The 13,009-nt window shown below is 71.3% G+C and carries 12 protein-coding genes; 3 read left to right on the forward strand and 9 right to left on the reverse strand.

What is annotated here, in order from left to right:
• Positions 1 to 52: 52 nt before the first annotated feature.
• A complete protein-coding gene (locus GQR16_RS08045) occupies positions 53 to 997 on the reverse strand; it encodes a sugar-binding transcriptional regulator (RefSeq protein ID WP_157414644.1) in 945 nt (314 codons plus the stop codon).
• Positions 998 to 1,115: 118 nt separating this feature from the next.
• On the opposite strand from GQR16_RS08045, the gene GQR16_RS08050 reads away from it, so the two are divergent.
• Complete coding sequence (locus GQR16_RS08050; protein ID WP_157414645.1) at positions 1,116 to 2,048, forward strand: ROK family protein; 933 nt, start codon at positions 1,116 to 1,118, stop codon at positions 2,046 to 2,048.
• Between the two features lie 73 nt (positions 2,049 to 2,121).
• Here the strand turns inward: GQR16_RS08050 and GQR16_RS08055 are convergent, their stop codons facing one another.
• From GQR16_RS08055 to truB, 5 genes are all read right to left on the reverse strand, one after another.
• A complete protein-coding gene (locus GQR16_RS08055; RefSeq protein ID WP_246200645.1) occupies positions 2,122 to 3,369 on the reverse strand; it encodes an MFS transporter in 1,248 nt (415 codons plus the stop codon).
• A complete protein-coding gene (locus tag GQR16_RS08060) occupies positions 3,366 to 4,295 on the reverse strand; it encodes a bifunctional riboflavin kinase/FAD synthetase (protein ID WP_157414646.1) in 930 nt (309 codons plus the stop codon). The genes GQR16_RS08055 and GQR16_RS08060 overlap by 4 nt, the downstream gene beginning before the upstream one ends.
• Positions 4,292 to 4,714: a hypothetical protein gene (locus GQR16_RS08065; protein WP_211373473.1), complete on the reverse strand. Its 423-nt coding sequence runs from the start codon at positions 4,712 to 4,714 to the stop codon at positions 4,292 to 4,294. Before GQR16_RS08065 ends, GQR16_RS08060 begins: the two co-directional genes overlap by 4 nt.
• 94 nt (positions 4,715 to 4,808) lie before the next feature.
• Entirely contained in the window at positions 4,809 to 5,177 is a 369-nt protein-coding gene (locus GQR16_RS08070; RefSeq protein ID WP_157414648.1) for a hypothetical protein, read from the reverse strand.
• Positions 5,174 to 6,094, reverse strand: coding sequence for a tRNA pseudouridine(55) synthase TruB (gene truB / locus GQR16_RS08075; protein WP_157414649.1), 921 nt, complete (start codon positions 6,092 to 6,094; stop codon positions 5,174 to 5,176). The genes GQR16_RS08070 and truB overlap by 4 nt, the downstream gene beginning before the upstream one ends.
• 98 nt (positions 6,095 to 6,192) lie before the next feature.
• Here truB and GQR16_RS08080 point away from each other — a divergent pair, with 98 nt between their 5' ends.
• Positions 6,193 to 7,200: a ketopantoate reductase family protein gene (locus GQR16_RS08080; RefSeq protein WP_157414650.1), complete on the forward strand. Its 1,008-nt coding sequence runs from the start codon at positions 6,193 to 6,195 to the stop codon at positions 7,198 to 7,200.
• Between the two features lie 107 nt (positions 7,201 to 7,307).
• Here the strand turns inward: GQR16_RS08080 and GQR16_RS19885 are convergent, their stop codons facing one another.
• Together GQR16_RS19885 and GQR16_RS08090 are read right to left on the reverse strand one after the other, a co-directional pair.
• Positions 7,308 to 10,475: a hypothetical protein gene (locus GQR16_RS19885; protein ID WP_246200647.1), complete on the reverse strand. Its 3,168-nt coding sequence runs from the start codon at positions 10,473 to 10,475 to the stop codon at positions 7,308 to 7,310.
• A 310-nt stretch (positions 10,476 to 10,785) separates the two neighbouring features.
• Entirely contained in the window at positions 10,786 to 11,388 is a 603-nt protein-coding gene (locus GQR16_RS08090) for a nucleoside/nucleotide kinase family protein (RefSeq protein WP_157414651.1), read from the reverse strand.
• 61 nt (positions 11,389 to 11,449) lie between these two features.
• Here GQR16_RS08090 and GQR16_RS08095 point away from each other — a divergent pair, with 61 nt between their 5' ends.
• Positions 11,450 to 12,331 (forward strand): HhH-GPD family protein, encoded by an 882-nt coding sequence (locus GQR16_RS08095; RefSeq protein ID WP_157414652.1) that lies wholly within the window; start codon positions 11,450 to 11,452, stop codon positions 12,329 to 12,331.
• 157 nt (positions 12,332 to 12,488) lie between these two features.
• On the opposite strand, the gene rbfA is transcribed toward GQR16_RS08095, so the two are convergent.
• Positions 12,489 to 12,956, reverse strand: coding sequence for a 30S ribosome-binding factor RbfA (gene rbfA / locus GQR16_RS08100; protein ID WP_157414653.1), 468 nt, complete (start codon positions 12,954 to 12,956; stop codon positions 12,489 to 12,491).
• Positions 12,957 to 13,009: the final 53 nt, after the last annotated feature.

The following is a 13,009-nucleotide window of genomic DNA, read 5'->3' on the forward strand; positions in this document are numbered from 1 at the left end:
CTTTCGGTGTTTCGGTGAGCGAGGAGGGGCGGCGGCGCGGCGTGGGCGCGCGTCAGCCGTCGAGGAGGTGGAGGGCGGTGGCCTCGTCGGTGACGAGCACCGAGCAGAGGCCGCTGCGCACGACCGCGTCGGCGACCGCGTGCTTCGCACGGCCGGCGATCACGGCGATGCCGAGGGATGCCGCGCGCAGCTCGTCGAGCGTGAGCCCGACCGTTCGCGCGTCGAGGGCGGGATCGACGATGTTGCCGTCGGAGTCGATGTAGCGGCCGACGACGTCGCCCACGGCGCCCTTGGCCACGAGCAGGTCGACGTCGGTCTCGGAGAGGTAGCCGCTCTCGACGTGCACGGAGCTGTGGTCGGCCGCGCCGGCGCTGAACACGTAGGCGTCGGCCGAGCGGGCGAGGTCGATGACGCCGGCGACGACGCGGTCGGCCTCGATGGCGTGCTTGGTCTCGAGGCGTTCGAGGATCGCGGGGCTCGGCAGCAGCGTGGCGCTGCCGCCGCCCTTCTGCGCGATGCCCACTGCAGTCGCCGCGGCCGTGCCCGGGCGGCGGTTGAGGCTCACGCCGCCGTTGATCTGCACGACGTTGACGCCGGTCGCCCAGCCGTTGCGCAGGTGCTGCGAGATCTCGAAGAGCGTCCGGCCCCAGCTGACGCCGAGCGTTCGCGGAACGGGGCGGAGCGAGGTGAGGTAGTCGGCCGCGGCCTGTGCGGTGCGGGCCTGCAGCTCTTCGGCCGACGCGACGCCGGCCGAGGAGACCACGACGGCGTCGGCGAGCCCGCGTTCGTCGCGCAGGCGACGTTCGATGGGCAGTCGCCGCGCACGAGGGTGCAGGATCTCGATGCGGATGAAGCCCTCCTGCTTGGCCTGTGCGAGGAGACGCCCGACCTTCCACCGGGTGAGGCGCAGCGCCTGCCCGATCTCGTCTTGCGTCTTGTTCTCCTCGTAGTAGAGCTCAGCCGCTCGGATCGAGAGGAGTTCGTCGATCTCGTCCACACCAGTCCTTCCGCTCACCCTCCAGCGTAGGCAGGTCGCCGCTCATCGGCAACACTCGCGTGCATTCGTGCTCACATGAGCACGGATGCCGGATGTGCGCGCACCCTATGCTGGCTTCGTGACCCGCCCCCTCGCCATCGCCGTCGACCTCGGCGGCACCAAGGTCGAAGCCGCGCTCGTCGACGACCTGGGCTCCGTGCTCCCCGCCTCGCGGCACCGCCGCCCCACCGGGCCGACCGCCACGAGCGCCGAGCTCGAGCAGGCCGTTCGCGACGTCGTGCTCGCGACCCTCGCCGCCCTGCCCGACGACGCGATCCTCGTCGGCGTGGGCATCGGCGCGGCCGGGCCCATCGGCGTGGCCGACGGCACGGTGTCGCCGCTCAACGTGCCCGCCTGGCGCGACTACCCCCTCGCCGACCTCGTCTCGGGCCTCGTTCCCGGCGTGCCCGTGGTACTCCGCATCGACGGCGTCTGCATCACCCTCGCCGAGCACTGGATCGGCGCGGGCCGCGGCGCCCACAACCTGCTCGGCATGATCGTCTCGACGGGCGTCGGGGGCGGGCTCGTGCTCGGCGACCGCGCCGTGCCGAGCCCCACCGGCAACGGCGGCCACATCGGCCACATCGAGATCGCCGGCTTCGAAGACCCGTGCCCCTGCGGGGGTCGCGGATGCCTCGAGGCCGTCGCCTCGGGTCCGCGCACCGTGGCGTGGGCTCGCACGCAGGGCTTCGAGGGCACCACGGGCGAAGACCTCGCCGCCGCGCACGCCGCGGGCGACCCCGTCGCACTCGCGGCCGTCGAACGCGCCGGAACCGCGATCGGCCGCGCCGCGGCATCCGCCTCGAGCCTGCTGGATCTCGACGTCGTCGCGATCGGCGGCGGGTTCAGCCGGGTCTCCCCCGCGCTGTTCGAGCACGCGCGAGCCGCACTCGCCGAGCGCGTCGCGTTCGGGTTCGTCACGCGCACGCGCATCGAACCGTCCGCACTCTCCGACGAGGGCCCGCTCGTCGGCGCGGCCGCACTCGTGCACCGGCCCGAGCTCGTCGCCTGACCCGAACGGTCTGGGCCGCTCGGCCGCTCGCGCCCTCGGCCGCCCGCGGGGCGCTGCTCGCGCCGGCCTGCGGCTACACCCGGTGCGGGTGGCGCTCGTCTTCGAGGTAGCCGGGTCGCGCCGCGAGGAACCCGGCGATCGCGGCCGGAACCGCGGTCGCCGCGAGGATCACGAGCGGCACCGTCCACCCGTCGGTCGCCGCGTGCACGAGCCCGATGCCGATGGGCGCCACGGCCGCGATGAGGTAGCCCGCCGACTGCACCACGCCGCTCAGCGCGATCGACCCTTCATGGGTGCGCGAGCGCAGGTTGATGAGCACGAGGGCGAGGGGGAACAGCAGCGGCCCGGTGCCGATCAACGCGACCCACAGCCAGATCGCGGCCTCGGGGGCCAGCAGCAGCCCGCCGTAGCCGAGCACGAACGCGAGCACCGAGACCACGACCAGCGTGCGCACCCGGTCGTAGCGCGCAGCGACGATCGGCACGAGCAGCGCCGCCGGCAGGCCCATCGCGGCGAACAGCGAGAGCAGCGCACCCGCCTGACCGCTCGTGACACCGGCGATGTCGGTGACGATGCTCGGCAGCCACGCGAACATGACGTACGCGTTGACCGACGACACCGCGAAGATCGTCGCGAGGGCCCACGCGATCGGGGATCGCAGCGCGCGCCGCACCTGGCCGCCCGCCGCCTCCTCGGGCAGGGCGGCGGACGCCGTCGCGCGCGGGTGCACGAGCAGGGCGATCCACGGGACGAGCGCGATGAGCGCGATGAGCGCCCACTCCCCCAGCGAGACGCGCCAGCCCGCGGCATCCGCCACGGGCACCGCGATGAGCGGCGGAACGAACGTGCTCACCGAGATGATCGACACGTAGAGCGTCGTCACGAGCCCCACGCGATCGGAGAAGTAGCGCTTCACGAGGGGCGGCAGCAGCACGTTGCCCACGCCCACGGCGGCGAAGACCAGCACGCTCGCGGCGATCAGCGAGACGGCCTCGGGCGCGAGACCCCGCCCGGCCAGCCCCACTGCGAGCACGCCGAGCGCCACGACGACCGTGCGCTCGAGCCCGAGCCGCTTCGCGATGATCGGGGTGAGGATGGCGAACACGGCGAAGCACAGCGGCGGAAGCATGCCGAGCAGGCCGACCAGGGCCGGCGGCAACGGGATGTCGACGTCGATCTCGGCGATGATCGGCGAGAGCGATGCGACCCCCGTGCGCAGGCTCGACGCAACGAGCAGGATGCCGAGGAGCGCCAGCGTGCGCCCCGCCCACAGCGGCCTCGCCGGCTCACCCGACGGGATCGCCGGGATGGCTCCGGTCACGCGAGGATCTGCTTCGCGCGTTCGACGTCGCCGCGCATCGTGTCGATGAGATCGGGGATGCTCGTGAACGCGACCATGCCGCGGATGCGGTCGACGAACTCGACGTCGACGACGTGGTCGTAGAGGTCGAGGTCGCGATCGAGCACGTAGGCCTCGACCTGCTTCGGCGCGACACCCTCGAAGGTCGGGTTGTCGCCCACCGAGATCGCCGCCGGGTACCGGGTGCCCGCGTCGGTGAGCCAGCCCGCGTAGACGCCGTCGGCGGGCACGAGGCCCTCGGACTCGGGCGTGAGGTTCGCGGTCGGGAAGCCGAGCTCGCGGCCGCGCTTCGCGCCGTGCACGACGATGCCGGACACCGTCGGCGTGTGGCCGAGCAGCGCGGTGGCGTGCCGGACGTCGCCCTCGGCGAGGATCTCGCGGATCCACGTCGACGACACCCGACGCTCGCCCTCGGGGCGCACGTCGTCGACGACCTCGACCTCGAAGCCGAACTCGCGGCCGAGCTCGATGAGCAGGTCGACGTCGCCCGCGCCCCTGGCGCCGTAGCGGAAGTCCTTGCCCACGAGCACGACCTTCGCGTCGAGCGCCCGCACGAGCACGCGCTCGACGAACTCGGCCGCCGGTACCGACGCGAGCGCGCGGTCGAACGGCAGCAGCAGGGTCGCGTCGACGCCCGTGGTCGCGAGCAGCTCGAGCTTCTGCCGAACGCTGACGAGCGGTTCGGGGCACTTGTCGGGTGCGAGCAGCGCGAGCGGGTTGCGGTCGAACGTGACCGCGGCCGTCACGAGCCCTCGCTCGTCGGCGAGCGTGCGGATGCGCTCGATCAGCGCCCGGTGGCCCTGGTGCACGCCGTCGAACTTGCCGATCGTGACCGCGCTCGGACCGAAGCCGGCCGGAACCCCGTCGACGCCCTTGAAGGTCTTCACGCGGCATCCGTTCTCGTGAGGTCGCCGGATGTCGCGGCCGACGCGTCGGGCCGATGCTTCGCGAGCCACCACATGCCGAGCGCCGGCAGCACCAGCGGGATGAACACGTAGCCCCGGCCGAACCACGACCACACGGTGTCGTGCGGGAAGAGCTCGGGGTCGAGCACGCTCAGCACGCCGACCACGAGCACGCCCGTGAACTCGAACGCGAGCGTCGCCCAGGCCACGCGGTACCAGACGCGGCCCTGACGGATCAACGCGATCGTCGCGACGATGTAGACGACCGCCGCGAGCGCCGACAACGTGTACGCCAGCGGCGCCTCGTCGTACTTCGTGGCGATCTGCAGGAACGAACGTCCCGTCGCCGCGAGCGCGAGCACGGCGTAGACCGCCACGAGCACTCGCCCGACGCCGCTCATGCGGGGGCGCTTCGGAGAGGAGGTGGCGGATTCGGCGGAGTCGGCGGTGTTCACGTGCGAGTCAGACATGTCGTTCGATTCTCTCAGACGCGGGTCACGCCGACTGCACGGTCCAGATCTGGAACATCCGGTAGAGCATGACCGCGACCGCGAGCGCACCGACGCCGAGCACGACCGTGCTCCACCTGCTGCGGTCGAGCAGCGCCCAGAAGATCGCGGCGGGCGGCACGAGCAGCGCCGCGAACAGGTACACGCCGAACTCGAGCGCGTTGCCGGTCGGCAGGTTGCCGAACGCCGGTGCCGCGATCGAGACGACCACCTGCACGATGAGGAGCAGTTCGACGAGCACGAGCGACCCGTTCGACAGATCGCTCGGCGGGCGCCCCGCGAACCCGAGCACGATGCAGAGCAGCCCCGCCGCGACCGCGACCGCGAGCTGCACCCACATGAACCACTCGATCATGAGGCGTCCTCGACCGGGAAGCCGACGACGACCTTCAAGGTCTCGCCGCGGCGCTCGACGATCGCGACGAGGCGACGGGCTGCGCCGCCGTCTGCGGCGTCCGCCACGGCCGCGATCGGCGCGCCCTTCGCGGTCTCGGGCGCTCCGGCCGCGTCGATGCGCTTGCCGTGGCCGAGGTCGATCGCCTGCTGCGGGGTGACGTGCACGACGGGAAGCGCCAGCTCCGCTGCATCCGCGGCGCCGATGAGCGCCGACGCGACGTCGAGCTCTTCGAGCACGGATGCCTCGGCCACGCTGAAGCGGCCGATGCGCGTGCGCCGGAGCGCCGTGAGATGCCCCCCGACGCCGAGGTCGGCGCCCAGATCGCGCGCGAGTGCACGGATGTACGTGCCCGACGAGCACTCGACCCGGACGTCGAGATCGACGAACCCGTCGACCCGGCGCATCTCGAGCACCTCGAACGCCGAGATCGTGACGGTGCGAGCCTTGAGCTCGACCTGCTCGCCGTCGCGCACACGCTGGTACGCGCGTTTGCCGTCGACCTTGATCGCGCTCACGGCACTCGGCACCTGCTCGATCACGCCCGTGAGCTTCGCGATGCCCTCGGCCACGCGGGCCTCGTCGACGGCGGCGACGAGGTCTTCGGATGCCGTGTCGAACAGTTCGCCCTCGGCGTCGTCGGTGCTCGAACCCGCGCCGAGGCGGATCGTCGCGACGTACTCCTTGTCGAGGCCGACGAGGTAGGTGAGGAGGCGGGTCGACCCGTTGACCCCGAGCACGAGGAGGCCGGTCGCCATGGGATCGAGCGTTCCGGCGTGCCCGACCCGGCGGGTTCCGGCGAGGCGACGCGTGCGCGCGACCACGTCGTGGCTGGTGATGCCCTGCGGCTTGTCGACGAGGAGGATGCCGCTGTTCACGCCCTACAGGCTAACAGTCGGCGGTTGCGCGACCTCGCGGGCGGGCCCGGATGCCAGGAGCGGGCCGTCGCGGCATCCGCTCGCCCTACGCTTGACGCGTGAGGATCGGGATCATCGGCGCCGGCGCGCTCGGCGGAACGTTCGCGGCACTGCTCTCGCAGGCCGGCCACGAGGTCGAGGTCGCCGCGCGGGGTTCGGTGCTCGCGGCGATCCGCGACCACGGCATCCGTCTCAGCGGCGGGTTCGGCGACGTGATCGCCGAGGTCGCCGTCGCGGAGCGCCTGACGCTTCGCCCCGACCTCGTGCTCGTGTGCACCAAGGCGCAGGATGCCGAGGCCGCGATCGCCGCGAACCGCGACCTCATCGACGGCGTGCCCGTCGTCGTCGTGCAGAACGGGCTCGAGGGCGTCGACACCGCCGCGCGTCTCCTCCCCCGCTCGGACTGCTTCGGCCTGCTGTCGCTCATTGCCGCCGACCACTCCGAACCCGGTGTCGTGCACGTGACGGCGACCGCCGAGAGCCGACTCGGCCGCGGCGACGGGCCCGCCGACGCCGAATCCGTGCGCATCGCGGCCGTGCTCTCCGACGCGGTGCCCGTGCGTGCGCTCGACGACTTCCGCGGAGCCCAGTGGACCAAGCTCGTGGTGAACATGGTCAATGCCGTGCCCGCCGTCGTCGGATGCACGCTCGGCGAGGTCGTCGCCTCACCCGAGCTGCTCCGAGCGCTGACCGCGTCGATGCGCGAATGCGTTCGCGTCGGCATCGCGCGCGGGGTGCGCTTCGGCAGCCTGAACGGCCTCGACGATGCGTCGCTGCGCACCTTCGCCGGCCTCCCGCTCGCGGAGGGCACGGCCGTGCCGGCCGCCCTGGTGGCGCGCATGGGCTGGGAGTCGAATCGAGGCTCGACCCAGCAGAGCCTCCGCCGGGGGCAGCCGACCGAGATCGACTTCCTGAACGGCGCCGTCGTGCGCGAGGCATCCGCAGCCGGCATCGACGCGCCCGTGAACGCGGCGCTCACCGCGCTCGTGCACGAGGCGGAGGCGCTCGGTCGGCCGCTGCCGGCGGGGCGCGTGGGCGACGCCCTCGCCACGCTCGACCTGCGCTGAACGACGGGTCGCCGCTCGAGCATCGGGCAGCGAGGCCCCGCCCGGGCCGAAACGCGGAAGAGGGGGCCCGGCGAACCGGACCCCCTCCTCTCGTCTAGCGGATGTCGCTACGCGCGCTTGCGGCGAACGCGGGCGATCACGAGGAACGCTGCGCCTGCCAGCACGATGATGCCAGCGACGATGGCGATGCCCGTACCGGCGAAGCCGGTGCTCGCAAGGCCGGTGCCGCCACCGGCGGTCGTCGACTCGCCGTCTCCGCCGCCGTCGCCGTCGCCGTCATCGGTCGGAACGATCGTCGGACCGCTCGCGCAGTTCGGCGTCGCCGGCGGGTAGCTCAGCTCGACCGACATCTCGGGGTTCACGACGAGCGTCGCCGAGGTCACCGAACGCGTCCACGCGAAGTTGCCGTCGGTCTCCTGCCACGTTCCGTCGGCGAGCTGCTCCCAGCCCGGCCATCCGGTCGGGGTCACGCCGTCGGCCGCAACGGAGGCGCCGGGCCAGAGGTGCTGACCGGAGAGCTTGCCGTCGACGAGCTCGCCGAGCTCGATCGTCTCGGTGTTGGTGCCGTCGCTCAGCACGAGCGACACGGTGTTGCTCGTCGACTGCTTGTCGGGGTCGGTCAACTCGACGTCGTAGAAGATCCACGGTGCGTCGGCGATGCACTTCCCGGTCGCGAACGATCCGTCGAGCGTCGGCTGGATGCACTCGACGCCGGCGAACGTGAAGTCGAACGACTTCGTCGTGGTGCCGTCTGCGAAGAAGTGGCCCTTGTCGGTCGTCGCGATCGCGGTCGCCTTGCCGGTGCGCGGGTCACCGTCGATCGTCCAGCTCACGAACTTGACCTCTTCGGGCAGCACGATCGCGTCGAGATCGACACCGCACACGTCGGTGGGCTTCGGCGCGGCCGACAGGTCGATGCACGCCGTGTTGACGTAGTCGAACGTCCACTCGGTCTGCTGTGCCTCGTCGAAGGCGTAGCCCTTCTCGGCGATCGCCGTGACGACGATCTGTCCGTCGGCCTCGGTGCCCGTCTGCTCGAAGCGGTAGTGCTTGCCTTCGGTCAAGGGCAGGACGAGCTTGCCGTTGTCGGGTCCGCACGTGTCGGAGCCGGTCGGCACCACGTCGATCGTCACGACGGTCGGCGGGCAGTCCACATTCGTGAAGTCGAACGTGAACGTCTCGGACGTCGTCGCACCACCCGGGAAGACGTAGACACCGGTCGTCTTCGCGACGGCCGTGGCCTTGCCGTCGACGACCGCGCTGATGTCCCAGACGATGCCCGTTGCCGCAGTCGGCTCGAGCACCTTGTCGTTGGCGACGCCGCAGGCGTCCTGTGCGCCGGGCTTCGCCGGGATCTCGATCACGATCGGGCACGGCTCGTCGGTGAAGTAGAACGCGAACGGAGCCGACTCGGTCTGTCCACCGGCGAAGGTGTAGACGCCGGTCGTCTTCGCGATCGCCGTGGCCTTGCCGTCGACGACCGGGCTGATGTCCCAGACGATGCCCGTGGCCGCAACCGGCGCGAGCACCGAGTCATCGGCCGTGCCGCACTTGTCCTGCGATGCCGGCTTCGCCGGGATCTCGATCACGATCGGGCAGGGCACGTCGGTGAATTCGAACGTGAACGGAGCCGACTCGGTCTTGCCACCCGCGAAGGTGTAGACACCGGTCGTCTTCGCGATCGCCGTCGCCTTGCCGTCGACGACCGGGCTGATGTCCCAGACGATGCCAGTTGCCGCGGCCGGCGCGAGCACCTTGTCATCGGCCGTGCCGCACTTGTCCTGCGATGCCGGCTTCGCCGGGATCTCGATCACGATCGGGCACGGCTCGTTCGTGAACGTGAAGGTGAAGGGGTCGGACGTCGTCTTGCCGCCGGCGAACGTGTAGCCGGACTTGGCCTTCGCGACCGCGGTCGCCTTGCCGTCGACGACCTTGCTGATCTCCCAGGTCACGCCTTCGGTGACTGCAGGCTCGAGCACCTTGTCGTCGGCGGTGCCGCACTTGTCCTGTGCCTTCGGCGCTGCGGGGATCTCGATCACCGTCGGCGGCTTGGTGCAGTCGGGGTACTGCAGCAGCGACTGGTCGCCCTGCGCGGGCTCGGTCGCCGTGCTCGGGCTCGTCTTGAAGACGTCCCACCACGGGTAGGTCGTGTAGGTGTACGACGGGTGGATGTCCTTGGCGTGCGAGTCGTGACCCTCACGGAAGGTGCTGCCGGCGAGCGAGAGCTTCGTGTACGTGCTCTTGGCGCTGTCCCAGTGGCAGACGTCGATGACCTTCTCGCCACAGGTGACCGATCCGGTCCAGTGGTAGTTGGTGCCGGCGACCTGCACCCAGGTCACCGTCCAGCTCTTCGGGTTCGGCCACTTCGCGTGATCGGCGAAGACGAACTCCTTGGTGCCCGACCACGTGCCCTTGTCGAGGTGGAAGTTGAGCGTGAGCTCCTTGCCGTCGGCGACGACCTTGACGTTGACGTCGTTGGCCTGGCCGGAGGGGATGTTCGAGGGGTAGACGACCGTGAGCACCTTGCAGGTGGGGGCCGCGTACTCCCAGTTCCAGTCGAACGGCTTCACGCAGTCCGCGTACTGGAGCAGGCTCTGGTCGCCCTGAGCCGGGACGTTGACCGTGTTGCCGTTCTTCTTGTAGCTGAACGCGGGCCAGATGTCCTTCTTGTGGTCGATGTGACCCGACGTCACGAAGCTGCTGATCGAGGTCGTCACCGAGTTGTACGGGTTCTGCTCGCTCGACGTCGCGTGACAGTAGGTGATCTTCGAGTCGGTGACGCAATCGCCCTTGAGGCCCTCGACACGGCCGTCGGAGCCCTTGGAGAACTTGTCGCTCCAGGTCGTGAAGGCGTAGACCCACGGCGCGGTGGTGGTCGTGCCGGGCAGCGACTGCGTGCCGAGCGTGATCGTCGCGTTGCCCGTCGAGGTCAGCGGGCCGCGGTCCATGTTCTTGTCACTGGACGGAGTGCCGTCGAACGACGTCGTGCCGATGCGCCACTTCGTGGTGCCGGTCAGGTTCTTGTCGACCTGCGTCAGCGAGAGCGTGTACGTGACGTCGTACTGACCGGTCGTGGTGTTGCAGACGGCGTTCGCCTTGAGGTCGCCGGTGTGCGCGCTCGCGGGCGCGACGGCGCCGACGACGGCGAGGCCGCCCGCAAGCGCGAGAGTCGTGAGGACAGCCGCGGCGCGACGCCACAAGCTCGGTGATTCAGGCCGGGTGCGGGTGCGCCAGGTGCGCAGGGCACCGCGTACCGAACCGCTGGGGTTGGGCATTCGGGGTTCTCCATCGATCGAACCGGCAGCTGCGAACCCTTGCGAAGGCCGAGGGCGCGCGCGACAGCACGGCATGGACCGAGGAGCCTTGGGCAGGCGCACACGGGGATTCGGGTCTTCGGGTGGTGCGTGAGGGATCGCACAGCCGGGGGCAAGGGCTGTGAACCTTCAGTATGGTGCCTCGCGAAGGTCGGCGTCCACCGATCCCCGCACGAGTTCGACGATATCCCCCGCAAACTGGGGGCATGCTCGCGCCCGGTCGTTCAGGGCACGTCCCGATGGCCCGAACGGGTCGGTCGGATGCCGCTGATCAGCCGGTTCGCGTCGTTGCGAGTCGCGGGTGGGCGGGGTCGCGATCGTCGACCACGACGGCGTCGCCGAGACGCGGGTCGGCTTCGGCGTAGGCGAGCACGTCGGCGGGGTCGACGGGGTCGCCGTCGAGCACGATCGGCACATCCCAGAGCTCGGCGAGGCGCGGGCGCAGCACGAACCGGCCGTCGAGCACGAGGATCGCGTCGGCGGGCCCGGTGATCCACTTCGGCTCGACCCAGGCATCGCGGGCCGGATCGAGCACGGCCGTCACGAACGCCGTCGACCCGCCCATGCGGAACGGCTCGACGAGCACGCGGCGCAGCGCCGACTCGTCGAATCCGTATCGGAAGTACCGCTCGGGGGTGTCGTCGCCGAAGGCATCCTGCGCGGCGCGCGACCGGTGGAAGCCCTCCATGCTGGCGCGGAACACCCGGTGCCCGCGCTCGCGGATCACGTCGGCGAGGTCGTCGCCGAACTGCGTCTTGCCGCTGCGCACCGGGCCGTCGATCGCCACGATCATGCGCCCGCGCCCGTAGTGCCGCAGGATCTCGTCGGAGAGCTGCCGCAGGAACGTCACGCGCGGCGTCGTCACGAGTTCCATGGGCCAATGCTAGCGAGCACCACCGCCCGCGGGCATCTGCTCGGTTGCCTAGGCTTGGAGGATGCCTGCAGCCCCCGACCTCGCCGAGGCCGTCAACGACTGGTTCGCGGATGCCGCGCGCCCACTGCCGTGGCGTGCGGCCGACGTGTCGCCGTGGGCCGTGCTGGTGAGCGAGTTCATGCTGCAGCAGACGCAGGTCGCGCGCGTGATCCCCCGGTGGGAGGCGTGGATCGAGCGCTGGCCGACGCCGGCGGCGATGGCCGCGGCTCCCCCGTCGGAGGCGGTGCGCGCCTGGGACCGGCTCGGGTATCCGCGCCGGGCGCTGTGGCTGCATCGCGCGGCGACCGCGATCGTCGAGCATCACGGCGGCGAGGTGCCGCGCGAACTCGACGACCTGCTCGCGTTGCCCGGCGTCGGGCCCTACACCGCACGCGCGGTGGCGGCGTTCGCGTTCGGCGCGCGGCATCCGGTCGTCGACACGAACACCCGACGCGTGATCGCGCGGGCCGTGCTGGGCCAGGGGCATCCGGGGCCGCCGTCGACCGCGCGCGACCTCGCCGCGATGGACGCCCTGCTGCCCGAGCCGGATGCCGCGGCGCGCGTGTTCAACGCGGCCGCGATGGAGCTCGGGGCGACCGTGTGCACCGCCCGCGCACCGCAGTGCGACGTGTGCCCGATCGCGGATCGGTGTGCGTGGCGGCTCGCCGGAAGCCCCGAGTACGACGGACCCCGCTCGGCGAAGCAGGCCCGTTTCGAGGGCTCCGACCGTCAGGTGCGAGGGCTCGTGATGCGCGAGCTCCGCGCCGCCCACCGCCCGGTGTCCCGAGCCGAGCTCGCCGTCGTCTGGACCGACGCCGCCAAGCTCGATCGCGCCGTCGAGTCGCTCGTAGCCGACGGGCTGGCCGTGCAGGGCCCCGAAGGGTTCGCACTGCCCGACGCCTGACGCCTGACGCCTGACGCCTGACGCCTGACGCCTGACGCCTGACGCCGAGTATGCTCGCGCCCGTCGTCCGGGCCCGACCGTCGTCGCGCGTCGTGCGCGGCGTGAACGACGGAAGGCACGCCCTCACGGGCGTGCCTTCCGCATCGGTTCAGCGAACCTACGCGCTCTGGGACTCGTCGTCTTCGGACTCGTCGTCCGCTTCGAACTCGCGCGGCTTCACGTACGGGTCGGCGTCGCCGGCGTACTCGGCCGTGCTCGCGAACGCCTCGGTCTCCGCATCGCGTTCGCGCGCCTCACGGAGGAGCGCGGCGATGTGGTCGGCGTTCTCGGGGATCGCGTCGAGGATGAACTCGAGCGACGGCGTGAGCCGTGCCGTGATGTTGCGACCGACCTCGGTGCGGAGCATGCCGGTGGCGGCCTTCAGCGCGAGCGCCGAATCGCGACGCTCCTCGTCGGTGCCGTACACCGTGTAGAAGATGCTCGCGTGCTGCAGGTCACCGGTGACGCGGACGTCGGTGATCGTGACGAAGCCGAGTCGCGGGTCGCGGAGGCCCTTGTCGAGTCGTCGGGCGACGATCTCCTTGATGCGGTCCGCCATCTTGCGGGCGCGTGCGGGATCAGCCATGAACTGTCTCCTTCCGAAGAGTGGCCGGGGGGGGGGGCGCCCCCCCCGCCCCC

This window comes from Agromyces allii (assembly GCF_009749385.1).
Taxonomy (GTDB): domain Bacteria; phylum Actinomycetota; class Actinomycetes; order Actinomycetales; family Microbacteriaceae; genus Agromyces; species Agromyces allii.